This is a genomic window from Streptomyces sp. NPDC104226, assembly GCF_055584085.1.
The window spans coordinates 565,611-590,227 of record NZ_JBVJMS010000002.1; the positions used below are offsets into that span (position 1 = coordinate 565,611).

Here is a 24,617-nt window from a genome sequence, read left to right on the forward strand (position 1 = left end):
GGGTCAGCCGACCGGGGTGAGCTCGGCGAGGGCGTCCTTCACGGACTGCACCTGGGGACCGATGATGACCTGCACGTTGTGCTCGTCGAGCCGGACCACGGCGATCGCTCCGAGCTTCTTCAGGCGGGCGTCGTCCAGCAGGGCGGCGTCGCCGACCGTCATGCGCAGGCGGGTGATGCAGTTGTCGAGGGCGTGGATGTTGGCCGGTCCGCCGAGTGCTTCGAGGATGGCCACCGGGTCGTACTTGCCGGCGACCAGATCGGCCTTCGGGGCGGCCGCCACCCCGGCCTCCGGGGCGCCCGTGGAGTCCGAGGGCTCGTCTTCGCGTCCGGGGGTCTTCAGGTCGAACCTGGTGATCGCCCAGCGGAAGAGGAAGTAGTACACGGCGAACCAGACCGCGGCGATCACCGGGACCAGGTACCACTTGGTGGTCGTGCCCTGGAGGACTCCGAAGACCAGCAGGTCGATGATGTTGCCGTCGGTGTTGCCGATGTACACGCCGAGGACGGCGGAGACCAGGAAGCCGAGGCCGACCAGGACCGCGTGGACCAGGTACAGCCACGGGGCGATGAAGAGGAAGAGGAACTCGAGCGGCTCGGTGACCCCGCCGACCACGCACGCGACGACGCCGGAGACGAGCAGTGCCTTGATCTCCGGGCGCATGGTGCGCTTGGCGCAGTGGTACATGGCCAGCGCCGCGCCCGGCAGACCGCCCAGGTACGCGGCCATCTTGCCCTGGGACAGGAACTGTGTCGCGGTGTGCGCCGCGCCGGAGGGGGTGGGGCAGGAGAGCTGTGCGTAGAAGAGGTTCAGGGCTCCGCTGACGTTCTCCCCGCAGACCACCCCGGCGCCGCCGGCGTCGGTGAAGCGGAACAGCGCGACGAGGATGTGGTGCAGTCCGATGGGGCGCAGCAGCACCTCGCCCATGCCGAAGAAGAAGGGGCCGAAGACTCCGGCGTGCGCGATGCCGGTGCCGACGGAGGCGATCCAGCTTCCCAGGGTGGGCCAGACGAGCGGGACGAGGAGTCCGACGATGCTCATGGCCAGGGCGGAGACGATCGGTACGAAGCGCAGGCCCCCGAAGAAGGCGAGTGCGTCGGGCATCTGCTTGGTGCGGTAGCGCTTGTGCAGCAGGGCCACGATCACACCGACGGCGACCGCGCCGAGCAGTCCGGTGTCGATGGACTTCACGCCGAGCACGTCGGCGATGCCGTAGTGCGCGATCTCGCCCTTGTCCTCGAAGTCGACGCCGCGCGTGGCGAGGAAGAAGTTCACGGCGAGGTTCATGGAGGCGAAGCCCACGAAACCGGAGAAGGCGGCGACGCCCTTGTCCTCCCGGGCGAGGCCGAGGGGAATCGCCATCGCGAAGAGGACCGGAAGGAACTTGAAGGCGACGAGACCGGTGTTGGACATCCAGGTGAACGCCAGCTGGAGGGGTTCGTTGTCCAGGAAGGAGAGGTTCTGCAGGACGGCCGGGCTGGAGAGCGAGGAGCCGACGCCCAGCATGATGCCGCAGAAGGCCAGGAGCGCCACGGGCAGCATGAAGGTCTTGCCCAGGCCCTGGAGGAATTCCCAGAGCGCTGCCTTCGTCTTCTTCATGGTGGATCTTTCGTCCGGAATAGGCGGGGGTCTCGCATAAAGATTCCGTTCTGTAAACGGATGGCGCTAAGAGGAGAAGGGCCCCAGTCCGTAGGGCCCGATGCCGACCGCGCGGGCCTTTGTGCGGGCGCTCCCGCGGGCCTCTTGTGCGGAGCTTGTGAACGCAGCACTCTGAGCGGACGACTCAGGGGGGTCTGATTTCATGATCATGCGATCGCGTTTACTGCGGCGGTACGGAGCCGTGTTCGCACTTGCCTCGGCACTCGCTCTCGGGGTGGACACCGGCGCCTCGGCCGCCTCGCCGCCGGAGGGTGAGGTCCTGTACGCCGGGGCGCCCGGAGCCGTCGGCGACAGCTACCTCGTCCTGCTGGACCCGGCGCGCGCGCAGTCCCGTACGGAACAGGGCCGGGCGGTGGTCGAACGGTTCGGCGGCACGGTCGGCCGGACGTACGAATCGGCCGTCAACGGGTTCTCCGTCAAGATGACGGAACGCCAGGCACGGCGGCTCGCCGCCGATCCGGCGGTGGCCACGGTGGCGCAGAACCGGAAGCTGCGCCTGGACGCCACCCAGCCGACCCCGCCGTCCTGGGGCCTGGACCGGATCGACCAGCGCAGGCTGCCGCTGAACGACTCCTTCACCTACGCGACCTCGGCCGGGCTGGGCGTGACCGCCTACGTCATCGACACCGGGGTCAACATCGACCACCAGGACTTCGGCGGGCGTGCCCGGTACGGCTACGACGCCATCGACAACGACTTCGTGGCCGACGACCTGCACGGGCACGGTACGCACGTGGCCGGGACGGTCGCGGGCAAGACCTTCGGCGTGGCCAAGAACGCGAAGGTGGTGGCCGTCCGCGTCCTGGACTGGAACGGCGAGGGCACCACGGCGCAGGTGGTCGCCGGGATCGACTGGGTCACCAAGAACGCCGTGAAGCCGGCCGTCGCGAACATGAGCCTGGGCGGGGACGCGGACACCGTGCTGGACACGGCCGTCCGCAACTCCATCGCCTCCGGGATCACCTACGCGGTGGCCGCCGGCAACCAGAACAAGGACGCCTCCACGCACTCGCCGGCCCGGGTCTCCCAGGCACTGACGGTCGGGGCGACGAGCGTCCACGACGCGCGCTCCACGTACTCCAACTACGGTCCGCTGGTGGACCTGTTCGCCCCGGGCGACTCGATCACCTCGGCGGCCTACTGGAGCAACGACTGGAGCACCGTGATGTCGGGCACCTCGATGGCCAGCCCGCACGTGGCGGGCGCGGCGGCGGTGTACCTGGCGCTCCATCCGACCTACACCCCGGCCCAGGTGGCGTACTACCTGAAGGCCAAGGCCACCACGGGCGCCGTGCTCTCGCCCGGCAAGGGCTCCCCGGTGCTCTCCCTCTACATGGGGAACGTGCCGAACAAGGTGGCCGGCAAGCGCTTCGCCAACGGAACGAACTACAACGTCGGGGACCTCAAGACCATCCAGGCCCCGATCACGGTCAGCGGGGTACCGGGCAAGGCTCCGGCCCAGTTGGACGTGGAGGTGTACGTCAAGCACCCGGACTCCGGGACCGTGCGGATCGACCTGATCGCGCCCGACGGGTCGGTGTACCCCATCAAGGACGAGTACACCGACTGGGGCGAGACCAACCTCACCGGCCTGTACGGGGTGAACGCCTCGTCCGAGACGGCCAACGGGGTGTGGAAGCTGAGGGTGTTCGACGCCTTCTCCGGGAACACCGGTTACCTGGACGGCTGGGCGCTGCGCTTCTGAACGGGCTGCGCTTGCGAACGGCGCTCGGGTAGGCGAGGGGCGGCGCGCTCCGGGGCTGACGGCCCCGGAGCGCGCCGCCTTTCGCGGTGGCCCGATCAGCCGTTGGGGACGGTGTCCACGAAGGCCGTGCCCGCGGTGCGGTAGCCGGCGACCTTGGCGGCGACCTGGGCCGGGGTGAGCACCTGGTCCTTGACGTGCAGGACGTAGTCGACCTTCTGGTCGTAGGCCCGCGGGGTCGAGCCCGGCTGCCCGTTCAGGTCGATCAGCCACTGGTTGAAGTTGATCGACATGCCCCGCTCGGGCAGGTACTTGGCGTCGTGCGTGCCGAAGAGCTGGCCGTCGATGTAGTAGGTGATGGCGTTGTTGTCGATGGTGAGCACCAGGTCGTGCCAGCCGGCGTAGCTCTGCCGCGACTCGGTGTGCTGGTTGACGGCCACCCACGGGTCGGCCTGGTACGTCTCCCACGAGGTGGTGTAGAGGATGTTCGAGGGCTCGCCCCAGCCGCCGTTGGGCAGGTACTCGAAGTCGTACTCCGAGTAGTCGTCGGCCAGCGGGGCCTTGAGGTCGTTGATGGGGAAGAAGGTCTGCACGAGGTGGTCCCCGTCCGGACCGTACTTCGGGGCGTCGGAGAACTTCACGCGTGCCGCGTACGTGCCGTTCTTGAACTTCATCGTCTTGGTGAGGATCTCGGTGTGCTTGGTGCTCTCGCCGGTGCCGGCCGTCGAGGTCTCCAGGTTCATGATCGTGTTGCCGCCCTCGGCCGCGAAGGTGACGTTCTCGGGGGCCCAGGTGGCGCCCGGGACCCCGGGGCCGCCCGCGTTGGAGCGCACGCTCCAGCCGTGGGCCCCTATCGCCGGGTCGGTGGAGGAGGTGTAGGTGAAATCGTCGAAGAGGGTGGCTCCGGACGGTCCCGGGTCGGTCGGGGTGGGCGTGGGGGTGGGGTCGGTCGGAGTCGGCGTCGGGTCGGGGGTGTTGCCTCCCGGCGCGGTGCCCCAGACGGTGCCGGTGCCCAGCTTGGCGGTCACCTTGTCCCAGTCGGCGTACGCCGTGCGGGACGCGTCGAAGGAGTAGTCGTCGGACTGGCGCAGCGTCTGCCAGTCGGCGCGGTAGAAGCGCAGCTGCATGTCGCCGGTGTCGGCTCCCGGGGCGAGGCTGCCGGCGCCGCCGGTGAAGGAGATCTCCAGGTAGCGGTCGGCGGTGGCCGTCGGGGTGGCCAGGGTGCCGAAGGTGCCGGTGATGTTGGCGCAGCCCTTGACCGCCCAGGAACAGGCGAAGCGGTACTGGGTGTTCGGACCGTCCGCCTTGAAGTAGTAGCGGAAGGTGACCTGGTTCAGCGCGACGGTGCTCGAGCCGTTGTTGACCACCTTGAACCAGGGCTCCGCCTGGTCGGCGGTGGCCCCGGTCGCGCTGGTGCGGTACTGGACCTTGACGGAGTCGGCCGCGGCGTTGGCCGGCAGGGCCGTCAGTGCGGCCGAGCCGAGACCGGCGGTCAGGGCGATGGCCAGGGCCACGGCCGTACGGCGCTTGCGGGCCGGGGTGTGCGTCGGGGCGTGGCTCGGGCTGTGGCTCGGGGTGTTCATGCTGCGTTCCTCTCGGGGTGGGGGGAGGGAAGGGATCGGCCGCGCACGCCGAGGGCGGCGAGCCGGGTCTGGTGGTGGCCTTGGCGGCGCAGGAAGTCCGGCCAGTCGCGGTGCGCCGACCAGGCGGTGTCGGCCAGGGCGCACAGCCGCGGGAAGGCCAGGTATTCGAGCTCGGCCGGGGTGCTCGCGTACTCGGTCCACAGCTGCGCCTGGGTGCCGAGGACCCGGCGTACGGCCTCGGGTTCCCAGTGCGCGGGGGCCGGGTCGTTGTCGTAGACGCCGCGCAGGTCGAGCACGCCGCCGTCCTGGCCGCGCGGTTCGCCGGGGTCGGTGGACTGCGGGTAGTCGAGGTAGGTGGAGCGGTAGGGGGTCATGATCACGTCGTGGCCGCGCAGGGCGGCGGCCCGCCCGTGGTCGGCGTCGAGCCAGGCCAGGGCCGTGAAGGAGGCGGGCAGGTCCGTGCCGGTCCCGGTCCAGCCGAGCGGGCGGCGGCCGAGCCCGGCCAGGTGCGCCGCGACCTCGCCGAGGAACCAGCCGTGGAGGGCTCCCGGGCCGGCCAGCCCCTCGGCGGCGATCCGGGCCCGGGCGGCCGGGGAGGCCTCCCATTCCGTGCGGGGGCATTCGTCGCCGCCGAGGTGCACGTAGGGCCCGGGGAACACGTCCGCGACCTCGTCCAGCACGCTCCGGAAGAAGTCGAGGACGGCGTCGTGGACCCCGAAGACGTTCTCGCAGACGCCCCATCGGGTCCAGGTGTCCAGCCGGGCGCCGGGCCGGTTGCCGAGTTCGGGGTAGGCGGCGAGGGCGGCGCGGGCGTGGCCGGGCATCTCGATCTCGGGGACGATGCTGACCCCGCGCCGGGCCGCGTAGGCGACGAGCCCGGCCAGTTCCGCGCGGGTGTAGGCGCCCTCGTGCGGGATCCCGTCCCCCGCGGTCTCGGCGCGGCGGCCGCCGGTCTCGGTGAGCCGGGGGTAGGCCGCGACCGGCATCCGCCAGCCCTGGTCGTCGGTGAGGTGGAGGTGCAGGACGTTCAGCTTGTGCAGTGCGAGCAGGTCCACGAAGCGGCGTACGTAGGCCACGGGCTGGAAGTGGCGGGCCACGTCCAGCAGGGCCCCGCGCCAGGCGAACCGCGGCCGGTCGATGATCCGTACGCAGGGCATCGACCAGCCGGCGGCGGGTGTACGGGGCTGCGTGCCCCCGGTGGCCAGCGCCTCGGGCGGCAGCAGTTGGCGCAGGGTCTGCACGCCGTGGAGCAGTCCCTCGGGGCGGTCGGCGCGGAGCAGGACGGAGTCGGGGCCGACGGTGAGGGCGTACCCCTCGGCGCCGAGGGGCTCTGCGCCGGGGGACGGGTTCCCTGGGGTCAGGAGCAGGGTGATCCGTCCGTCGGGGTCCGGGGGCAGGGGCAACCCGGTGGTGGGGGCGAGCAGTTCGCGCAGCAGGTCGGCCGCCGCTCCGGCGCCGGGACCGGCACGCAGTCCGGTGCGGTGGTCCAGGGCGAAGCGGCCGGGCAGGGCGGTGACCGAGTCGGGGCGCGGAACGAGCGCGAGGTCGGGGTGGAGGGGAGCGGCGGCGGGATCGGTCACGGTCTCGGGAGTTCCTCACTTAGTCGCTGCGTCAACTCGTTCGACGAGTACTGGAGTTGACCATCTGACCAATTGGTTAGCTGAGTGGCTAGAAGGTGACACGGCCCACGCACGCCGTCAACCCCGCACGGGCCGAAAAATTTCAACGGACTCCTCGCGCGCCCCCTCCTCCGAGTGGTTAGATGCACATGACCAGTTGGACAGATCAGCAGAGAGAAATGGGGGCGGGCCATGACGAAGGACGCAACCGACTCGTCGGGATCCGTACTCAAGCGCGAACGGGTCCGCGAGCACCTGCTGGGGCTCATCGACATCCGGCGACCCGGCGACGCCATCCCCTCCGAACGCACCCTGTGCGCCACCCTGGAGGTCTCCCGCCCGACCCTGCGCGCGGCGGTGGACGAGCTCGTGGCCACGGGGCTGCTCGTACGCGAGCACGGCCGCGGGATGTTCGTCGCGCCCGCCAAGATCACCCAGGAACTGGCCGCCGACGAGGCCGCCTTCGCGATGCGGCAGGCGGCCGGCCACTGGTCCAGCCGGATCCTGGAGCACTCCACCGTCCAGGCGGGCGCCCGGATCGGCCGCCGCCTGCGCATCTCCCCCGGCGCGAGCCTGCTCTACATCGCCCGGCTGCGCCTGGTGGACGGGGCTCCGATGGCCATCGAGCACCTGCACATCCCGGCCGACCTGGTGCCGGCCCTGACCCCGGCGGAACTGGAGGCCGGGGACCTCTACGAGCACCTGCGCGACCACCACGGCGTGTACGTCCACGAGGCGCAGCAGTCCATCGAGCCGACGGTGGTCAACGAGGGGGAGGCCGGCCTGCTCGACGTTCCGCTGCTCTCCCCCGCCCTGCTCATCGAGCGGCTCACCACCGACTCCACCGGCCGGCCCGTGGAGTACGTGCACTCCGTGTACCGGGGCGACCGCTACCGGATCGTCTCCCGCCTGGCCCTCGGAGTGTCCCCGGGAGCGGGCCGCCCGGGAGGCCACCACCCGGGGATCCCGCCGGGCGACCTCGGCCGCCGGGCGGTCATCACCTCCACCACAACCGGGGACGTGCACACGAGCACGTGATCCGAAGGTGGCACTAGGCGCGGACGAACAGCGCCTTCAGGTCGTGGGCCCGGTCCATCGTGACGTTGACCTGGTTCGCGGTGATCTCGTAGCGCCGCCCGTCCAGCTCCCACGCCGCGATCCGGTACCCACGCGGCGGGGTGGCGGTCACCTTGATCGAGGTCCCCGGCCGGTACGGGCCCCAGGTGTCGGGGCGCAGCCCCTCGCCCAGGGTCAGTGCGTGGCGCGGGCGGGGCTGCGCGGGGGCGCGGTAGCCGGCGACGATCGGGGTGGTCAGCCGGGCGACGGCCGCGTTGTTGTTGTAGGCGTCGCCGAGCGGCTGGCCGTCCCAGGTGTTCTCGGTGTTCGAGTACTGGTTGACGGCCGTGCAGGGTCCGCCGCAGGCCGAGGAGTAGGCCATCAGCGTGTGGAAGCGGCGGTCGGGGGTGATGTAGCCGGTGCTGTAGGGGGTGGTGAGGTAGGGGCGGTAGTCTGCGCCGCCGAACTGCTCGTCCAGGGTGGCGCGGTCGTGCCACAGCCCGAGGTTGTGGCCCACCTCGTGGCCGAAGTTGTACCAGAGCGCCACGGTCCGGTAGTCGACGACCGAGTACGCCTGGTCGTCGGTCTTCTCGCTCGGCGGCTGCGGGAGGTTGCCCTGCCCGCTGCTCGTTCCGTTCGGGACCTCGATCATCAGGGAGACCAGATCGGCGCCGTACTGCTCGCGCAGCGCGGCGGCCGGGGCACCCAGCCGGGGCTCCCTCGGGTTGGAGAGCAGGCCGTGGACGACCGGCGCGGTCTCCTGGTCGGCCGGGGCGTGGTAGTTCGCCTTGTAGGTGGCCACGATGTCCACGCTCGCCCTGATGTTGCTGTCGGCGAAGGCGTGGTTGATGCTCGTCTCGGCGAAGGCGATCCGGGCGAGCATCGCCTCCTCCCCGCCCATGCCCCATTCGGCGCGCGGGGTGTAGCCGACGACCATGTCGATGACGACCGGCTCCGCGGACGCGGCGCGGGTCATCAGCTGCCTGCGCGCCTCGGCGATGACCGCGGGGTCGGGGTTCTCGTACTGCGGGTCCGCGTCGTCCTGCGGGGGCTTGACGTGGAGGTCGGGGTCCTCCTGCGTGATCAGCAGCCGGCCCGGTTCGTTGCGGGGCTGCGCGATGCGGTACGCCGTCGCGCCCAGGTCGAAGAGGGCGTCCACGCCCACGTTGTCCGGGGTGGCTCCGGGGTCGCACACTCCGGTGGTCGACAGCACCACCCGGCGGTGCACCCCGGACTCGACGGGGTGCCCGTCGACCCTGACGACCTCACCGCTCCACTTGACGGCGCCTCCGGCGGGGTCCCGCTCCACGCCGGACTCCACCACCTCGAGGGAGGTGTCGGAGAACGGCCTGAAGGTGTGCCTGCGCGGCGTGCCGAAGGGCTGGTCCGTGCACAGCCAGCGGTAGTCGGCCAGGTCGAGGTCGATGGTGCGGCTGCGCAGCACGTGGCCGGGCGGCGGGGGCTCGGCCGCCGGGTGTGCGGGCGCGGCGGCCAGGGCGGGCGGCAGGCCGAGTGCGGTGGCGGAGAGGGCGGCGAGCAGCCCGGTGGCCAGCCCGAGACGAGAGATGATCATGGCCGTACGAACGCACGCCCGCACCGGCCCGTCCACGCCGACACCCGCTCCCGCCACCGCGTCACCCGGCCACCCCGCCCGGCCTCACCCCGACGGTCCCCGGCCGCGCCTGCTACGTCACGCGGAAGCCGATGGCGGCCGGGGACCGGTCGAAGGTCAGCCGGTCCCAGGTGGGGAACGCGAGATCGGTCACGGCGAGCAGCCGCCCGGAGGCGTCGTGCAGGGTGCGGCGCACGGTGAGCCCGCCGGCCGCGGCGGCCTGGGGCGAGTTGGTCCGGGTCATGGTGATGGTCTCGGCGACCCGGCCGGCCCGCGCGGCCCCCTCCAGCCAGTGGTGCAGGGGACCCAGGTCCACGTCCCGGACGCCCGCGACCAGGCGGTCCCGGTAGCGGGACAGCTCGGGGGTCCGTCCGACGGTGCGGGGGCACAGGTACGTCACCGCGTGCCGCCGGGTCTGGCCCGTCGGGCCGCTCTCGCGGTGGTGGTGCACCAGGGTCTGCTCCCCGCCGCGCATGCCGAGCTGCTCGGCGAGCGCCGGGGCCAGGGTGACGAGGGTCAGCCACGCCTGGGCCCGGACCCCCGGGGGCGTCGGCGCGGCCGCCGGTTCGGGGGCGGCCTCGGCCACCGGCCCGGAGGCCGGGCCCGGTACCGGGCGGCCGGCCGGGGACACCGCCGGGCGACGCTGCGGCGGCGCCGGGAACGCCGGCCGGGTGCCACGGCGCCCGGTGACGACGAGGCCGTCCTCCCTCAGGTGCTGGAGGGCGGCCCGGATGGTCTGCCGGTTGACCTCGTAGCGGGCCGCGAGGCTGCGTTCGGAGGGCAGTTTGGCGCCGGGGGTCAGTGCGGTGAGGTCGAGCTCGCGCCGCAACGCTGCGGCGATCCGCTGGTACTTGGGCATGGCGGCCGGGCCGCCGCCCCGCGAAGGGGAGGGCATGGCTTCTCCTCTGACGGGAGGTCAAGGACTGCGCGGTCTGCTCGACCAACGTAGCATTGGTCTATACCTGTCGAGGAGGGGGGATCCGGTATCCGGACCCCGATTGGCCGGAACCGCATGTTCCCTCAGGGCCGCAGCGGGTTGGGAAGCGGCAGGTAGCGGGAGTCGGCACCGTCCGCGCGGGTCCAGCGCAGCAGCAGATTGGTCTTGGCCGGGAGGCTCGGGGCGGCCAGCAGCGCAGCGACCTCGGGCAGGCCGTGGACGGCGTCGTAGCGCAGGAACTCCGCGCGGGCGGCGGGCCACAGCTCTCCGGCCGCCTCCGGGTGGCTCTCCGCGAGCGCGCCCGCCACCTCGGTCAGGTGGTTGACCACCAGGCAGTAGACGAGGCGCTGCCAGGCGGCGTCCCGGTCCAGGTCCGGAAGGAGTTTGACGCCCTCCGCGTCCCGGAAGAGGGCCTGCGCGGGCATGCCCTGGGCGTCGACGCCGACCAGGGTGTTCTGCAGGTGCGCTTCGAGGACCACGCCGTGCCGGGCGAAGAGGTGCAGCACGGGCGGCACCACCTGGCGCAGGTACGCCCGCCACCACGCGGCGGGGTCGGCCGCTTCCGCCAGCGGGCTGCCCGGGAACCCCTCCGCCAGCGCGGCCGCCAGCAAGGGGGTGATGCCGGGCTCCGCGTGCGCCGCGAGGCCGTCACGGACGAGTACGGCGAGCTCCTCGAAGGCGAAGGCCGCCGTCCGGTAGCCCCGGTCGGGCAGCCAGGCCGCGACCGACCCGGACCGGCGCAGTTCCGCGAAGCCCGCCTCGACCGCCGCGTCCGTGCGGCGCAGTTTCAGCAGGTCGTGCCGCCACAGCCGGCGCACGTCGTTGGTGATCCGCACGTCGAGGCTGAACTTCACGAACAGGTCCCCGGCCGCTCCGTCCCCCGCCCCCGGCCCCGCCCACGGCCCAGTCCCCGCGCCGCCGGGAACGTACAGGGTCCGGATCGAGGCGGTCGGCCAGACCGGCACCCTCCCGGTGCCCAGGGACAGCAGCCTCCCGTCCGCGAGGGCTTCGCGGACGGCGGGCCTGCCCGCGACGAGGTCGAGCTGCCAGGGGTGGGCGGGCAGCAGCCGGTAGCCGGCCGGCGGGCGGGGGCCGCCCAGCGCCTCCGCGAGCGAGTCGACGGCGGCCGCCGCGGCCGGCCCGCCCTCCTCGGCCACCTGGTCCTCGCGCACGGCCAGGAAGGCCAGCGGAAAGCGGGCGTACGCCTCGGGGGCGTACGGCAGCCAGCCGTTGGCCGGCCCGCCGCCCCGGGCCTTGGGGGCCGGGTGGTGGGGGTGCCCCATGACCAGGGACTGCTCGGAGCGGACGTACGCGTCCGCCGGCGGCGGCGTGGCCGCGCGGGCGGCGAGCAGCGCGGCGATGGTCTCGCGGCTGTCGGCGATCTCGACCGGGAGCTCGTCGTTGGACACTCCGGTGTACTGGCGCAGCTCGTCGGAGACGAGTTTGACCAGCTCGGTGTGGGACAGCGGATGCCAGCCGGCCCCGGTCCCCACCTCGGGCCGCGCGGGCCTGCGCCCGGCCCGGACCCGCAGCAGCCGCCCGCTGCCCGACAGCCGGTACGTGCACCAGCGGTCCCCCGCGGAACCTGCGACTCCCCCGGCTCCCCCGGCCCTCCCCGCTCCGGCGGATCCGGCGGCCCCCGCGAGCGGGAGCGGTTCGGCGGCCTCCCTCAGGAGGCAGTTCAGGAGCGGGGCCGCAGCATAGGTGTCGGCGGCGTTGTCGGTGGTGTTGAGGTCCACGGATTCCATTCGGTCCATCCGGAGCGCCGGAGGTGCGCGGGGCGTACCACCGGCCGTGATCTTCAGTATCCGCGATGATGAAGTGATCATCACGTCATCCGAGAGGACCGGGGCCCTGGATCCCAGCATGCACCTCCCCGCCACCGCGGCCGAAGAGGCCGTAGCCGCCGAACTGGCCGGGCTGTCCGAAACCGGCCCCGCCGCACCGGCCGGGTCCGCGTACGCCGCCGCCCTCCCCGGCGCGCGCGCCGCCGTGCTCACCCGGCTGTGGCGGGCGTTCGCCTTCGAGCCGCTGCCGTACGTCACCCACCGGGAGCGGGGTTCCGGTGGGCTCGCGCTCCGGCTCGCCTCGGGCTCCCGGCTGGAGGGCCCCCTCCCCGACCCGTACGCGACGACCTTCTCCGCGGCCCGCGCGAGCGCGCCCCCCGTGACGGAGCTGCTGCTCGACGGCCGGCCCTACCGACGGGCCTCCCTGCTGGTGGCGGCGCTCGGACTGCCGTACGGGGAGGAGTTCGCCGCCGAGCTCGACGAGAGCACGGCCTCCCTCGCCCTGTCCCGCGCCGGTCAGCCGGCCGGCCCGGACGCCGGGGACCCCGCCGCCGGGGACCTCACCGCCTGGGAGTGGGAACAGCGGGTGGTGGACGGCCATCCGTACCACCCCAACTGCCGCTCCCGGCCCGGTTTCACGGTGGCCGAGCAGCTCGCGTACGCACCCGAGCACCGGCCCGTGGTCTCCCTCGGGCTGGCCGCCGTACGGGCCTCGGAGTGCCGGGTGACCGGGGAGTGGCCGGACCCGTGGCGGGAGGGCGGGAGACTCCTCGTACCGGTCCATCCCTGGCAGGCCGAGCACGTGGTGAAGCAGGAGAACGGGCCCGAGGTGCGGCCCGGGCCCGCCGCGCACCCGTTGATGGCCCTGCGCACCCTGTCGACGGCGGACGGCGGCCCGCACGTCAAGACCGCCCTCAGCACCCGCCTCACCTCCTCCGTGCGGGACATCTCCGTCTACTCCATCGAGACGGCCGCCGTGGTCTCCGCCTTCGCCCGGAGCCTGTCGGAGCGGCTCGACGGCCGCCTGCACATCACCCGCACCCTGGGCGCCGTCACCGCCGGCACCCCGGACCTGGCCGCCGTGCTCCGCGAACCGCCCGAGGCGTACGCGGACCGGGGCGCGGGCGAGCGCGTCCTGCCCGTGGCCGCCCTGGCGCTGACCCCGTACGCGCGCTCCGACGCCTGGCGGGCCGGTTTCGCCCGCCTCGCCCTGTCGGTGTGCCTGCGCGTCCTGGACCTCGGGGTGGCCCTGGAGGCCCACGGCCAGAACCTGCTGGTCGTCCTGGACTCCGACGGCACCCCGCGGCGGCTCGTGTACCGCGACCTCGCCGACATCCGGATCAGCCCGGCCCGCCTCGCCCGGCACGGCCTGGCGGCGCCGGCCCTGTCGGGGCGGCTGATCACCGACGACGTGGCCCTGCTGCGCCGCAAGCTCTTCGGGTCGCTGGTGGCGGGGGCGCTCGGCTCCACGGCCGGTTCGGCCGCCGCGCTCGCGGCGGACCTGGCGGCGGCCGCGCCCGGGCTGCCGTCCACCGAGGACACCCGGGCGCTGCTGACGGGGCCGCTGCCGACGAAGGCGCTGACGCTGATGCGGCTGAGCCCGGGCGTGCCGGGCGATCAGTGGGCGGAGCTGGACAATCCGCTGACCGGGGGCTGAGTTCGGGGCGCGGTCGGGCTACTGTCCGTGGGCATGGCATCGACTTCGCACCTGAACTCCGTCCGGTCGTCCTACGACGCCGTCGCCGCCGACTACGCCGCGCTGCTGACCGGGGAGCTGGAGGGCAAACCGCTGGACCGGGCCATGCTGGCCGCCTTCGCGGAGCACGTGCGCGGGGACGGGCCCGGCTCCGGCCGGGCGGTCGCCGACCTGGGCTGCGGCCCGGGCCGGGTGACGGCGCACCTGGACGGCCTGGGGGTACGGGCCTTCGGAGTCGACCTGTCCCCCGCGATGGTGGCGGTGGCCCGCCGGACGTATCCGGGGCTGCGGTTCGAGGTCGGCTCGATGGCCGCGCTGGACATCGCCGACGGGGTCCTCGGCGGGGTGCTGGCCTGGTACTCCACCGTGCACACCCCGCCCTCCGGGCTTCCCGCGCTGTTCGCCGAGTTCGCCCGGGTGCTGGCTCCGGGCGGGTACCTGCTCATCGCGTTCAAGGCCGGCGACCGGAAGCTCCGGCTGGAACACGCGTACGGGCATCCGGTCGACCTCGACGTGTACTGGACCCCGCCCGAGCTGATCAGCGAACTGCTCGCCGGAGCGGGCCTGGCCGAGACGGCCCGCCTGGTCCGGGAACCGGACGCCGCGGAGAAGTCCCCGCAGGGCTTCCTGCTGGCCCGCCGGGCGGGCTGACCCGGCCGGAGCGCGACCGGGCGGGAGGGGCCGGAGTCCGGCCCGGGCATGGGCCGTTCGGGGGGCAGGCCGGCCCCCGTGGGCCCGCCTTCGCGCCGAACGGGCAAGGCGGTGGCAGGAAGGAGGGATGACCCTCCACCGCCGCCAGGTCCTCGCGGGAGCCGCCACGGGCGTCCTGGCCTCGATCGGCGCGACGGCCCGCCGCGCGGACGCGGACTACGGGGCGCTGGCCCGGAGCCTCGACGGCCGGGTGGTGACGGCGGGCGACCGGGACTACGACGAGGCCCGGCAGCTGTTCCAGCCCCGCTACGACGCGGTCCGGCCGGGCGCGGTGGCCTACCCCGCGCACCCCGGGGACGTGGCCGCCTGTCTGGACTTCGCCCGGCGCTCGGCCGTCCCCGTCGTGCCGCGCGGCGGCGGCCACGGCTACGCGGGCTGGTCCACCCGCGAAGCCGGACTCGTCATCGACACGGGCGCCATGGCGGAGGTGGCCGCGGAGTCCGGGACCGGTGTCCGGATCGGCGCGGGCGCCCGGCTCGGGGAGGTCAACGCCGTCCTCGCCGCGCGGGGCCTGGCCGTCCCGACGGGGCTGTGTCCCTCCGTCGGCATCGCCGGTCTCACCCTCGGCGGCGGGCTGGGCCTGTCCTCCCGCGCCTGGGGCGCCACCTCCGACCGGCTCACGGGGGTGACCCTGGTGACCCCCGACGGGACGGTCCGCGAGGTCGCCGCCGACCGCGAACCCGACCTGTTCTGGGCCCTGCGCGGCGGCGGGGGCGGCAACTTCGGGGTGGTCACCGGGTTCCGCCTGCGCACCCACCCGGTCTCCGACTGCGCCTTCGCGGAGCTGCGCTGGTCCGCCGCCGGCTCCCCCGCCGTCCTGCGCGGCTGGCAGCGCTGGCTGGAGGCGCTGCCCGATCCGTTCTGGAGCCAGGTGGAGTTCACCGTCGACGGCGGCCCGGTCGGCGCCCCGGCCGTGCGGGTGCTCTGCCTGGACGGCGGTCGCGCGGAACTGGAGCGGCAGCTGACCCGGCTGTCCGACCTGGTGGGCGGTCCGCCCCGGGAGAGCTGGACCGTCGTACGCGGCTACGGGGACACCGTGCGGGCGATGGCGGGCTGCCTCGACCGGAGCCCCGCCGCATGCCGCCTCCCGGGCAGCCTGCCGGGACACGATCCCCAGGGGCGGCTCGGCCGCGACTCCTACGCCGCCCGGTCCGACTTCTGGGCCCCGGGCGGGCTCACCGAGGCGGCCGCAGCCGCGGCGCTGGCCGCCCTGCGGCGCTACGCCGGGAGCGTGCCGCGCGGCGGGTTCGGCGTGGTGCAGTTCGACGGGGTCTGCGGCGGGGCCCTCAACCGGATCCCGGCGCGCGCCACCGCCTTCGCCCACCGCTCGGCCGGGTTCCTCGCCCAGTACCTCGCCTACTGGCCCGCCGCGGCTCCGGCCGCCGACGTCGGCCGGCACCAGGTCTGGCTGGACGGGCTCTGGCAGGACCTGCGGCCCTGGGCGGGCGGAGCCGCGTACCAGAACTACGCCGACCCGAAACTGACCGGCTGGCGCGAGGCCTACTACGGGCCGAACCTGGCCCGCCTCGAAGAGGTCCGGCGCCGCTACGACCCGGACCGGCTGTTCCGCTTCCCCCAGGCCGTGTAGCCGCCGAGCCGTACGGCCCCCGGCCCAGACTCCCCTACTCCCCTACTCCCCAGCTCTCAGCCCTTCGCCCTCCCTGCCCATCCCCGAAGAAGGAGACGGACATGCGACGTACGTTGACGGTGGCGGCGGTCACGGCCGCCCTGCTGCTGCCCGGCGGGCCCCAGCCCGAGGCCGAAGCCGGCACCGCCCCGGCCAAGGCCCCGGCGACCGACCGGTGGTCGGCCCGGGAGGCGGAGTCCTTCTGGACCCCCGACCGGATGGCGTCCGCGGTGCCGATCAGCCGCGGCGGCGCCCCGGCGGCGGTGGACGGGACCGGCCGCGACTTCGACGGCATCCCGGTGGTCGGCCGGATGTTCGTCATGAAGGGCGGCGGAGCGTACTTCTGCACCGCGAGCGTGGTCGCCTCCCCCGGCCGCGACCTGGTGCTCAGCGCGGCGCACTGCCTGCTGGGGACGGACGCCCGCCAGGTGGCCTTCGTACCGCAGTACACGGCCCAGAACCCGCAGCCGTACGGGATGTTCCCGGTCCTGCGCGACGCGGCCGGCCGCTCCAAGGTGTGGATCGACCCGCGCTACCGGGAGCTCGGCGCCGACAAGGGCGCCGCCCTCGACGTGGCCTTCGCCCAGGTCGGCCCGGACGCCGACGGCTACCCCGTGGAGGACGTGGTCGGCGGGAACCGGCTGGTCACCGGCGCCCCGTACGCGCACAAGCAGGTCTCGCTGATCGGCTATCCGGCCTCGGCCGCCCGGCCCCGGCTGTGCGTGAACCGGACGACCAAGTTCACCAGCACCGATCCGGGGATCCCCGGCTCCTTCCTGCGGATCGACTGCACCGGCTATCCGGGCGGCACCAGCGGCGGACCGTTCCTGACCGGCTTCGACGAGCGGACCGAGACGGGCGACGTGATCGGGGTGATCGGCGGCTGGAAGACGGGCGGGGACACCCCCGACACCTCCTACAGCTCCTACTTCGGCGCGGACGTCAGGAAGTTGTACGAGACGGCTCTCGCCGGGGCGCGGGTGGCGTGAGCACCCGCACCCGGCGGGTGCGGCGCGGGTTGCCCACCGTGCGCGGGGTCGCCGGCAGCCCCTCCGCGGTCAGCGCTTCGGCGGGCGCGAGGCCCAGCTGCCGGCGCAGGTCCGCGAGGGCCGTGTGCACGGGTCCGAGGATGACCTCGGCACGCGGATGGGCGTACGCGAGGGCGTGCGCGGCCGTCTCGATGGCCTCGGCGGCGTCCTCGGCGGCGCCCCGGCTCCACCCTCCGGGAGCGGCGGCGCCCCACGGCGCGAGGGCGTCGTAGAGGTGGCAGGCGGCATCGGCCACGGCGTCGGCCTGTTCACCGACGCCGGGCGCCGCGATCGACGGAAGCTCCATACCCGCTCAACGAGCGGAGCCCGCCCGGGGAACGGAGGCCGCCGCGGTCGCGGCGCCGTCACATGGAGACCGCCTGCAACCAGAGCGGCAGCAGCAGGAGGGAGACCAGGGAACTCTTGATCACGACGGCGGCGGAGAGGTTCACGCCCACGTCGTAGCGCTGGGCGAAGATGAACAGGTTCTGGGGCGTCGGCATCGCCGCGATCAGCACGAGGTACGTGAGCCACTCGCCCCGGACCCCGAACAGCGCCCCGCACACCGCCCACGCCAGCAGCGGGAACGCCACGCACTTGAAGCCGATGAGCGCCAACTCCTCGCGGGTGGTGCCCCGGACGTCGAGGCCGATGCCGCCGAGGTGCAGTCCGAGGGCGAAGAGGGCCACCGGGGAGGCGCTGTCCCCGACGAAGGCGGCCCCGTCGAGGATCACCTCCGGGACGTGCACGGAGAGCAGGTTGAGCAGGATCCCGGCGTTGCAGGCGAGGACCAGCGGGGTGACGAGCGAGGCGCTGACGGCGCGGGACAGGCGTCGTGCAGGGCCGCCCGAGCCGGGGCCGGCCCGGCCCAGTTCCATGATCGCGATGACGACGAGCGACAGCACGCAGACCTGGAAGAGCAGCACCGGGAAGATCGGCGCCGCCGTACCGAAGAAGGTGATGAAGACGGGGACGGCGAAGTAGGCGGTGTTGACCTGGACCCCGGCCATCACGCGCAGCGCCACGGCCCGCGGGTCGCGCAGTCCGGCCGCCGCGGAGGCGGCCGCAACGGCCACGACCGCGAGGGCGGCGGCGGCCGCGTACCCGCCGATGGCCCGCCAGTCGAAGAGGGCGGAGAGGTCCGCGGCGTAGATGTTGCCGAACAGGTAGCAGGGGACCGCGAAGAGGAAGGCGTAGTCGGCGAAGGCCTTGGAGGCCTCGGCTGGGACCACCTTGCGGCGCGCGAGGAGCACTCCGGCGCCGAAGGCCAGCGCGACCGGTATCAGTTTCTCCAGCGCGGCAGCCCCGCCCATGCCTACCCGCTCCCCGCCGTTCCCGATCATCCGTGCCGGGCGCAGTCTATGCCGGGCCCGCTCCCCACCCAGCGACTGCGGCGGCCGGGGCGGACTTGCCCCTGACGTGCGGGTCAGGGTTTAGCTTCGGCGCATCCACCCGCCCCGGCCCGGTGGCGGCCGTCGGGGCCGTCGCCGGCCGCGCCCTGCCGAGGAGCCCCGATGGCCACGGAACTACCCCGTACCGCACGCGAGATCCGGCTCGCCGCCCGTCCCGAAGGACTGCCCGAGCAGGGGGACTTCGCCGTCGTCGAGGTACCGGTGCCGGAGCCCGGTCCGGGCCGGGTGCTCGTCCGCAACCGGCACTTCCTGGTGTTCCCCGGACTGGTCACCCTGATCGGCGACGCGGTCGAGGGGCTGCCCCTGCCCCCGCTGCACGCCGGTGACACGCTGTTCGGGCCGGCCGTCGGCGAGGTGGTGGCCGCTCCTGCCGGCAGCCCGCTGCGGCCGGGCACGCTCGTCACGCACCTGCTCGGCTGGCGGGAGTACGCCCTCGTGGACGCCGCCGACTGCACCCCACTGGACGACACCCTGCCCGACCCGGTGGCGTACCTCGCCCAGGGCTCGGCCCCGTACGGCGCACTGACCCGGCTCGCCGGGGTGCGGCCCGGGGACACCGTCCTGGTCACCGGAGCGGCCGGTGCGGTCGGGACGCTCGCCGGCCAGACGGCGCGGCTGCTGGGCGCGGGCCGGGTGATCGGCACCACCGGCTCTCCGGAGAAGGCCGAGCGGCTGGTGGCGGAGCTGGGCTACGACGCGGTCCTCCTGCGGGGCACCGGGCGGCCCTTCGCGGAGCAGCTCGCCGGGGCGGCGCCCGAGGGGATCGACGTACTCGTGGACACGGTGGGCGGCGAGCAGCTGTCCGCGGCCCTCGGCGCCGCCCGGCACGGCGCCCGGTTCGCCCTGGTCGGCGCGGTCTCGGACCAGTTGGCACCGGGACGGGCCGGCGGCGTCGCCCCGGTGGAGGTCGACTCGTTCCGGCTGGTCGTCAGGGGCGTCTCGGTGCGCGGGTACCTCGGGTCGGAGCATCCGGAGGTGCCGGAGGAATGGAACGGGCGTTTCGGGGCGTGGCTGCGTTCCGGCGAGATCCGCTTCCCCCATGTGCGGATCCCGGGCATCGATCGCGCCCCGCAGGCGTTGCGTGAGTTGGCAGGAGGGTCGCACTTCGGCGCCGTGGTGGTGGAGTTGCCGGAGTAGTCCGGGTTGCCGGGCCGTCGGTGGCGGCGCGGTGGTGCGAGGACACGGGGGTGGCACGGGATGCGGATCGGTGACGCCGCGGCGGCGGCGGGCACGACGCCGAGGGCGCTGCGGTTCTACGAGCAGCGCGGACTGCTCGCCCCGCAGGGCCGCAGCCCCTCCGGGCAGCGGGAGTACGGTCCCGGGGACGTGGCCAGGATCCGGATCATCCGCGATCTGCTGGCCCACGGGTTCACCGTCGAGGACCTGCGCGGCGTGGCCGACCGGCTCCATCTGCTCGCGGCGGACCCGCCGCCGAGCTGCGGTTCCGCCGGCGGGGTGGTCGGACACCGGCTCTCCGTGCTCGACGCGGAGATCGAGCGGCTCACCCGCCTGCGCGAGGCCCTGGCCCGCCGCGCGGGCCTGCCCGGGTCCGCGGCCCCTCCGACGGCGGCACCGGAGCGGCCCGGGCGGCCCACGGGCGGCGGCCGCGGCCGGGGCGGGCCGGGGGCGCATAGGCTGGACCGATCATGAGTGAGCGAGCCCGATCCCGATGGCGATCCCCCTTCCGAGCCCGGTCCGGGTCCCGGTCCGCAGCCGCCGCAGGCGGGCCCGCCCGGCGGGGGGAGTTCGCGGTGGCGTTGCGTACGCCCGCTCGGGCGGCCGAGCCCCTGCTCGCGCAGGCGCCCGAAGCCTGGCAGCGGATGCTGCCGTACGCGGTGACCGCCGTGTGCGTGATGGCGCTGCTGCCGGTGACGATCGCGGTGCTGACCAACGACTACAAGGCGGGCGGCGGCTGGGCCGGGGCGCTGGGCGTGGCCCAGACCCTGCCGCTGCTGCTCGCGGTGACCCGGCCGCGCGCCGCGTGGGGCCTGGTGCTGGCCGCCGACACGGTGGGGGCCGCCGTACTGACCCAGGCCGACGGGGTGGCCGGGCACGCCTGGCCCTGGACCCCGATGGTGATCATCGGCTACCTGGTGCTGATGGCCTGCCTGGGGCTGCGCGAGTCCATCCGGACCCTGGTCGGGGTGTGGCTGGCGACCGGGGTGACCGGGGCGCTGCTGAGCGCCTTCACACCGGACGGGGTGACCAACACGGTCGCCCTGCTGTTCGTCCTGGCCGGGGTGGTGCTCGCGCTGACGGGAGCCCTGCGCGGGCTGGGCGACGCGCGCCAGAAGATCGCCGAGCAGGAGGGGATCAGCGAGGCCGAGCGCGCCCGGCGCACCCTGCTGGAGGAACGTGCCCGCATCGCGCGGGAGTTGCACGACGTGGTGGCCCACCACATGTCGGTGATCACGGTGCAGGCGGATTCGGCGCCGTACCGGCTCCCCGGGTTGGCGGATCCGGTGCGCGAGGAGTTCGCCGCCATCGCGTCGAGCGCGCGCGAATCGCTGGGCGAGATGCGGCGGCTGCTGACGGTGCTGCGCGGCGACGAGGCGAACGGCGCCGACCGGACCCCGCAGCCGGGGCTCGACCGGTTGCAGCAGCTGGTGGAGGCGACCGTACGGGCCGGGCAGCCGGTGGAGCTGGCGCTGGCCAAGGGCGCGGCCGGGGCGGCGCCGCCGGCCGTGGACCTGTCGGCGTACCGGATCGTCCAGGAGGCGCTGGCCAATGTGGTGCGGCACGCGCCGGGGGCTGCGACGCGCATCTCGGTGACCTTCGACGAGGAGGAGCTCCTCGTGCTGGTGGTCAACGGCCCGGCGCGGGACGCGGTGGTGGCGCTGGAGACCTCGGGCACCGGGCACGGGCTGGTGGGGATGCGGGAGCGCGTACGGTTGACGGGCGGGACGCTGGACACCGGCCCGCTGCCCGACGGCGGCTTCCGGGTCGCCGCCCGCATGCCCATCAACACCGCCCCCGAGGAACCAAGTTGACCATCCGCGTGATCATCGTCGACGACCAGGCCATGGTGCGGGCCGGTTTCGCCGCGCTGTTGTCGGCGCAGGCCGACATCGACGTGGTGGGCGAGGCGCCCGACGGACGCCAGGGGATCGAGGTCTCCCGGACCGTCCACCCCGACGTGGTGCTGATGGACGTCCGGATGCCGGAGATGGACGGGCTCAGCGCCGCCCGCGAGCTCCTCGATCCCCCGCCGGGGGTGGTGCACCGGCCGAAGGTGCTGATGCTGACCACCTTCGACATCGACGACTACGTCTACGAGGCCCTGCGGGCGGGGGCCTCCGGCTTCCTGCTCAAGGACGCCCCGCCGGCCGATCTGATCGCCGCGGTGCGGGTGGTCGCCTCGGGCGAGGCGCTGCTGGCTCCGTCGGTGACCCGGCGTCTGATCGCCGACTTCGTCGAGCGGCGGCCCGTGCCGCGCCGCGATCCCGCACTGCGGCTGAACGGGCTGACGCCGCGCGAGACCGAGGTGCTGGAGCTGATCGCGCGCGGGCTGTCGAACCAGGAGATCGCCGGCCACCTGGTGGTGGCCGAGCAGACGGTCAAGACGCACATCGGGCGGGTGCTGGGCAAGCTGGACCTGCGGGACCGGGCGCAGGCCGTGATCTTCGCCTACGAGGCGGGGCTGGTGCGGCCGGGCGACGGCGGCTGATCCGCCTCCCGCGGACGTGCTCCGCCGGGCTCCTGCAGCGGCGCCCACAGCAGGGCCGGCCTCCTCCACCCCCTACCGGGGTATGACATCCGACTTGGCTCCACGGTGCGACGCCCGGTGCGACGCCTCCTTCCTACCTTCCTCCTCGTCACGAGGAGAGGAGAAGGGGCATGCGCCGCTTCGCAAGGACACTGGTCACGGCCGCACTGGCGGCGGCGGTCGTCGCCGGGACCGCGGGATGGGCCTCCGCGGACGCCCAGGCGGTGGTCTCCGGCCCGCTGCCGGGCACCGCTGCCTGGCGGGCCGACTCGGTGTCCGGGCGGCCGCTGCCGGATCCGGCGAAGGCGACGCCGGCCGAGGTCGCGCGGTTCTTCGCCGGTCTGGACGCGGCCCGGGCACGGGATCTCGTACGGGCCCACCCGCTCGTGGCGGGGAATCTGGACGGGGCTCCGCTCCCCCTGCGGTACGAGGCCAACCGGCTGGCCGTACGGGCGAGCGGCGAGCCGCGCTTCGCCTCCCTGGCCGCGCCCGGCCGGCAGATCCTGGCCTTCGACCCGCGAGGGCGGGGCACCGTCGCCGAGGTGTTCGGTGACCTGGAGCGGTCCGCGCACGTATCGGTGATCGTCCCGGGCTCGGACAACGACGCCACCACCTACGACCGCCCGCGGGCGGCGTACACCGGCCCGGCGGGCATGGCCCGTTCCCTGCGGTCCGCGACCGGGGAGACGGCCGCCGTCATCGCGTGGACCGGCTACACCACGCCCGTCGGCGTGGGGCTGGACACGGCCCGCGGGCGGCTCGCGGAGGCGGGCGCGGTCCGGCTCGCCCGGTTCACCGAGGGGCTCGAGGCGGTCGGCGCGCCCGACCCGGTGCTGTTCTGCCACAGCTACGGCTCGGTGGTCTGCGGGCTGGCGGCCCGGCACACGCACGCCACCGACATCGTCGCCTTCGGCTCCCCCGGCATGCGGGCCGACAGCGTCGCGGGGCTGCGCACCGAGGCCCGGGTCTGGGCGGCGCGCGGGCCCTCCGACTGGATCTCCGACGTGCCCAACGTGGAGTTCGCGGGGCTCGGCCACGGAGCCGATCCCACCTCGGCGGCCTTCGGCGCCCGCCGGATCGACGCCGCCGACGTGGCGGGCCACACCGGCTACTTCACCCCCGGCACCCGGTCCCTGAAGGCCTTCGCCGCGATCGCGACGGGAGCGGGCCGATGACCACGATGGACACCGGGCCGGAGACCGGGCAGAACAGCGGGCCGCGGACCGGGCCGGCCCGCGCGCCCGGCGTCCTCACCAGGGTGCGGGCGGCCGCCGGCCGGATCGACGCGAAGACCCCCGCCCACCGGGACCGGGCGATCGACGGACTGCGGGCACTGGCCCTGCTGGCCGTGCCGACCGGGCACTGGCTGCTCGGCGGGTTCACCCTCGACTCCGACGGGGCCCTGCACAACGCCAGCCCCCTCACCGCCTTCGGCGGTCTGGCCCCGGCCAGTTGGGTGCTGCAGATGCTCGGCGTCTTCTTCCTGGTCGGCGGCTACGCCTCGGCGCTCTCCTTCCGGCGGCGCACCGGCTCGGCCGGGGCCTGGCTGAAGGGCCGGATCGTCCGGCTGGGCCGGCCGGTGCTCGGGGTCACGGCGGTGTGGGCGCTGGCCGTGCCCGTGCTGTACGCGGCCGGGGTGCCCGAGGCCACCCTGCGGACCGGGGCGAAGCTGGTGATCCAGCCGCTGTGGTTCGTCGGGGTGTACGTGGTGGTCACCGCGCTGACCCCGTACTGCGTGCGTGCAGCACACCGGCTGGGCGGCTGGGCGGCGGCCCCGCTGCTCGCCTCGGTCGCCGTGGTGGACTTCCTGCGCTACGGGCCCTTCGCGGACTCGGTGCCCGGGTGGGTGGCGCTGGTGAACATCCTGCCGGGCTGGCTGTTCGCGTACCAGCTGGGCGTGGCCTGGGGCGAGGGCCGCATCGGGCGGCGCGGTGGATGGCTGCTGCTGGCGGGCGGGAGCGTGCTGTTCGCGGCCCTGCTGACGGTCTTCCACTACCCGGCCTCGATGGTCGGCGTGCCGGGTGAGGCCCGGACCAACTCGCATCCGCCGTCGCTGCTCGTCCTGGCCCTGGCCGCCGCCCAGTCGGGGGCCGCGATCCTGGTGCGGGACCGGCTGGCGCGGCTGCTGGCCCGGCCGGTGCTGTGGGCGCCGGTGGTCGTGATCAACCTGTCCGCCATGACGATCCTGTGCTGGCACCAGACGGCGATGCTGGCGGCCGCGGTGCCCGGGTCCTTCGCGGGCGGGCTGGCCGGGCTGACGACGGCCCCGGACAGTGTCGGGTGGATCGTGGCGCGGCTGGCGTGGATGCCGGTGTTCGCGGCGCTGCTGCTGGGCATCGCCCGGTACGCGCGCCGGTTCGAGCGGCCTGCGACGGGCCTGACGCGGGCCACGGCAGTGCGCCGGACCGTCGCGGGTCTGCTGGCGGCCGGGTTCGCGGTGTTCGCGCTCGGGTTGGCGTAGGCGCGCGGCCGGAGCAGCCGT

General features: G+C 74.2%; 20 protein-coding genes. 12 read left to right on the forward strand and 8 right to left on the reverse strand.

Annotated elements, in window-relative coordinates; translation table 11 throughout:
- Positions 1–3 precede the first annotated feature (3 nt).
- A complete protein-coding gene (malX, locus tag ACZ60J_RS07905) occupies positions 4–1,599 on the reverse strand; it encodes a maltose/glucose-specific PTS transporter subunit IIBC (protein WP_469679617.1) in 1,596 nt (531 codons plus the stop codon).
- Positions 1,600–1,801: 202 nt separating this feature from the next.
- On the opposite strand from malX, the gene ACZ60J_RS07910 reads away from it, so the two are divergent.
- Positions 1,802–3,364, forward strand: a complete 1,563-nt coding sequence (locus tag ACZ60J_RS07910; RefSeq protein WP_469679619.1) for a S8 family peptidase — start codon at positions 1,802–1,804, stop codon at positions 3,362–3,364.
- 95 nt (positions 3,365–3,459) lie between these two features.
- On the opposite strand, the gene ACZ60J_RS07915 is transcribed toward ACZ60J_RS07910, so the two are convergent.
- The gene (locus ACZ60J_RS07915) at positions 3,460–4,944 is read right to left on the reverse strand and encodes a cellulose binding domain-containing protein (protein ID WP_469679621.1); all 1,485 of its coding nucleotides are present in this window, start codon (positions 4,942–4,944) and stop codon (positions 3,460–3,462) included.
- Entirely contained in the window at positions 4,941–6,524 is a 1,584-nt protein-coding gene (locus tag ACZ60J_RS07920) for a beta-N-acetylhexosaminidase (RefSeq protein WP_469679623.1), read from the reverse strand. The genes ACZ60J_RS07915 and ACZ60J_RS07920 overlap by 4 nt, the downstream gene beginning before the upstream one ends.
- A 231-nt stretch (positions 6,525–6,755) precedes the next feature.
- Here ACZ60J_RS07920 and ACZ60J_RS07925 point away from each other — a divergent pair, with 231 nt between their 5' ends.
- On the forward strand, positions 6,756–7,601 hold the full coding sequence (locus ACZ60J_RS07925; RefSeq protein WP_250741612.1) for a GntR family transcriptional regulator: 846 nt from the start codon (positions 6,756–6,758) through the stop codon (positions 7,599–7,601).
- A gap of 13 nt (positions 7,602–7,614) precedes the next feature.
- Here ACZ60J_RS07925 and ACZ60J_RS07930 read toward each other — a convergent pair whose 3' ends face one another.
- The 3 genes from ACZ60J_RS07930 to ACZ60J_RS07940 form a co-directional block, all read right to left on the reverse strand.
- The gene (locus ACZ60J_RS07930) at positions 7,615–9,192 is read right to left on the reverse strand and encodes a M12 family metallo-peptidase (protein WP_469679625.1); all 1,578 of its coding nucleotides are present in this window, start codon (positions 9,190–9,192) and stop codon (positions 7,615–7,617) included.
- Between the two features lie 112 nt (positions 9,193–9,304).
- A complete protein-coding gene (locus tag ACZ60J_RS07935; protein WP_469679627.1) occupies positions 9,305–10,126 on the reverse strand; it encodes a GntR family transcriptional regulator in 822 nt (273 codons plus the stop codon).
- A 125-nt stretch (positions 10,127–10,251) separates the two neighbouring features.
- Positions 10,252–11,925: an IucA/IucC family protein gene (locus tag ACZ60J_RS07940; RefSeq protein WP_469679629.1), complete on the reverse strand. Its 1,674-nt coding sequence runs from the start codon at positions 11,923–11,925 to the stop codon at positions 10,252–10,254.
- Between the two features lie 109 nt (positions 11,926–12,034).
- On the opposite strand from ACZ60J_RS07940, the gene ACZ60J_RS07945 reads away from it, so the two are divergent.
- The 4 genes from ACZ60J_RS07945 to ACZ60J_RS07960 all read left to right on the forward strand — a co-directional run bounded on the left by ACZ60J_RS07945 (position 12,035) and on the right by ACZ60J_RS07960 (position 16,978).
- Positions 12,035–13,612, forward strand: coding sequence for an IucA/IucC family protein (locus ACZ60J_RS07945; RefSeq protein WP_469679631.1), 1,578 nt, complete (start codon positions 12,035–12,037; stop codon positions 13,610–13,612).
- Between the two features lie 33 nt (positions 13,613–13,645).
- Positions 13,646–14,302, forward strand: a complete 657-nt coding sequence (locus ACZ60J_RS07950) for a class I SAM-dependent methyltransferase (RefSeq protein ID WP_469679633.1) — start codon at positions 13,646–13,648, stop codon at positions 14,300–14,302.
- Between the two features lie 127 nt (positions 14,303–14,429).
- Positions 14,430–15,950: an FAD-binding oxidoreductase gene (locus ACZ60J_RS07955; protein WP_469679635.1), complete on the forward strand. Its 1,521-nt coding sequence runs from the start codon at positions 14,430–14,432 to the stop codon at positions 15,948–15,950.
- A 101-nt stretch (positions 15,951–16,051) separates the two neighbouring features.
- On the forward strand, positions 16,052–16,978 hold the full coding sequence (locus tag ACZ60J_RS07960) for a serine protease family protein (RefSeq protein WP_469679637.1): 927 nt from the start codon (positions 16,052–16,054) through the stop codon (positions 16,976–16,978).
- Here the strand turns inward: ACZ60J_RS07960 and ACZ60J_RS07965 are convergent.
- Entirely contained in the window at positions 16,932–17,324 is a 393-nt protein-coding gene (locus ACZ60J_RS07965; protein WP_469679639.1) for a hypothetical protein, read from the reverse strand. The genes ACZ60J_RS07960 and ACZ60J_RS07965 overlap by 47 nt on opposite strands.
- Before the next feature lie 58 nt (positions 17,325–17,382).
- Positions 17,383–18,360: an AEC family transporter gene (locus ACZ60J_RS07970; protein ID WP_469679641.1), complete on the reverse strand. Its 978-nt coding sequence runs from the start codon at positions 18,358–18,360 to the stop codon at positions 17,383–17,385.
- A gap of 171 nt (positions 18,361–18,531) precedes the next feature.
- Between ACZ60J_RS07970 and ACZ60J_RS07975 the strand changes: the two genes are divergently transcribed.
- From ACZ60J_RS07975 to ACZ60J_RS08000, 6 genes are all read left to right on the forward strand, one after another.
- A complete protein-coding gene (locus ACZ60J_RS07975) occupies positions 18,532–19,566 on the forward strand; it encodes an MDR family NADP-dependent oxidoreductase (RefSeq protein WP_469679643.1) in 1,035 nt (344 codons plus the stop codon).
- Positions 19,567–19,626: 60 nt separating this feature from the next.
- Positions 19,627–20,079 (forward strand): MerR family transcriptional regulator, encoded by a 453-nt coding sequence (locus tag ACZ60J_RS07980; protein WP_469679645.1) that lies wholly within the window; start codon positions 19,627–19,629, stop codon positions 20,077–20,079.
- The gene (locus tag ACZ60J_RS07985) at positions 20,076–21,419 is read left to right on the forward strand and encodes a sensor histidine kinase (RefSeq protein ID WP_469679646.1); all 1,344 of its coding nucleotides are present in this window, start codon (positions 20,076–20,078) and stop codon (positions 21,417–21,419) included. Before ACZ60J_RS07980 ends, ACZ60J_RS07985 begins: the two co-directional genes overlap by 4 nt.
- A complete protein-coding gene (locus ACZ60J_RS07990) occupies positions 21,416–22,096 on the forward strand; it encodes a response regulator (RefSeq protein WP_469679648.1) in 681 nt (226 codons plus the stop codon). The genes ACZ60J_RS07985 and ACZ60J_RS07990 overlap by 4 nt, the downstream gene beginning before the upstream one ends.
- Positions 22,097–22,266: 170 nt before the next feature.
- A complete protein-coding gene (locus ACZ60J_RS07995) occupies positions 22,267–23,310 on the forward strand; it encodes an alpha/beta hydrolase (protein ID WP_469679649.1) in 1,044 nt (347 codons plus the stop codon).
- The gene (locus tag ACZ60J_RS08000; RefSeq protein WP_469679650.1) at positions 23,307–24,596 is read left to right on the forward strand and encodes an acyltransferase family protein; all 1,290 of its coding nucleotides are present in this window, start codon (positions 23,307–23,309) and stop codon (positions 24,594–24,596) included. Before ACZ60J_RS07995 ends, ACZ60J_RS08000 begins: the two co-directional genes overlap by 4 nt.
- The last annotated feature ends 21 nt before the right edge of the window (positions 24,597–24,617 follow it).

Bases quoted from the DNA above. Each gene is read 5' to 3' on its own strand.
- malX (WP_469679617.1), bottom strand. From the start codon at position 1,599: ATGAAGAAGACGAAGGCAGCGCTCTGGGAATTCCTCCAGGGCCTGGGC.
- ACZ60J_RS07910 (WP_469679619.1), top strand. From the start codon at position 1,802: ATGATCATGCGATCGCGTTTACTGCGGCGGTACGGAGCCGTGTTCGCA.
- ACZ60J_RS07915 (WP_469679621.1), bottom strand. From the start codon at position 4,944: ATGAACACCCCGAGCCACAGCCCGAGCCACGCCCCGACGCACACCCCG.
- ACZ60J_RS07925 (WP_250741612.1), top strand. From the start codon at position 6,756: ATGACGAAGGACGCAACCGACTCGTCGGGATCCGTACTCAAGCGCGAA.
- ACZ60J_RS07930 (WP_469679625.1), bottom strand. From the start codon at position 9,192: ATGATCATCTCTCGTCTCGGGCTGGCCACCGGGCTGCTCGCCGCCCTC.
- ACZ60J_RS07935 (WP_469679627.1), bottom strand. From the start codon at position 10,126: ATGCCCTCCCCTTCGCGGGGCGGCGGCCCGGCCGCCATGCCCAAGTAC.
- ACZ60J_RS07940 (WP_469679629.1), bottom strand. From the start codon at position 11,925: ATGGACCGAATGGAATCCGTGGACCTCAACACCACCGACAACGCCGCC.
- ACZ60J_RS07945 (WP_469679631.1), top strand. From the start codon at position 12,035: ATGCACCTCCCCGCCACCGCGGCCGAAGAGGCCGTAGCCGCCGAACTG.
- ACZ60J_RS07950 (WP_469679633.1), top strand. From the start codon at position 13,646: ATGGCATCGACTTCGCACCTGAACTCCGTCCGGTCGTCCTACGACGCC.
- ACZ60J_RS07955 (WP_469679635.1), top strand. From the start codon at position 14,430: ATGACCCTCCACCGCCGCCAGGTCCTCGCGGGAGCCGCCACGGGCGTC.
- ACZ60J_RS07960 (WP_469679637.1), top strand. From the start codon at position 16,052: ATGCGACGTACGTTGACGGTGGCGGCGGTCACGGCCGCCCTGCTGCTG.
- ACZ60J_RS07965 (WP_469679639.1), bottom strand. From the start codon at position 17,324: ATGGAGCTTCCGTCGATCGCGGCGCCCGGCGTCGGTGAACAGGCCGAC.
- ACZ60J_RS07970 (WP_469679641.1), bottom strand. From the start codon at position 18,360: ATGATCGGGAACGGCGGGGAGCGGGTAGGCATGGGCGGGGCTGCCGCG.
- ACZ60J_RS07975 (WP_469679643.1), top strand. From the start codon at position 18,532: ATGGCCACGGAACTACCCCGTACCGCACGCGAGATCCGGCTCGCCGCC.
- ACZ60J_RS07980 (WP_469679645.1), top strand. From the start codon at position 19,627: ATGCGGATCGGTGACGCCGCGGCGGCGGCGGGCACGACGCCGAGGGCG.
- ACZ60J_RS07985 (WP_469679646.1), top strand. From the start codon at position 20,076: ATGAGTGAGCGAGCCCGATCCCGATGGCGATCCCCCTTCCGAGCCCGG.
- ACZ60J_RS07995 (WP_469679649.1), top strand. From the start codon at position 22,267: ATGCGCCGCTTCGCAAGGACACTGGTCACGGCCGCACTGGCGGCGGCG.
- ACZ60J_RS08000 (WP_469679650.1), top strand. From the start codon at position 23,307: ATGACCACGATGGACACCGGGCCGGAGACCGGGCAGAACAGCGGGCCG.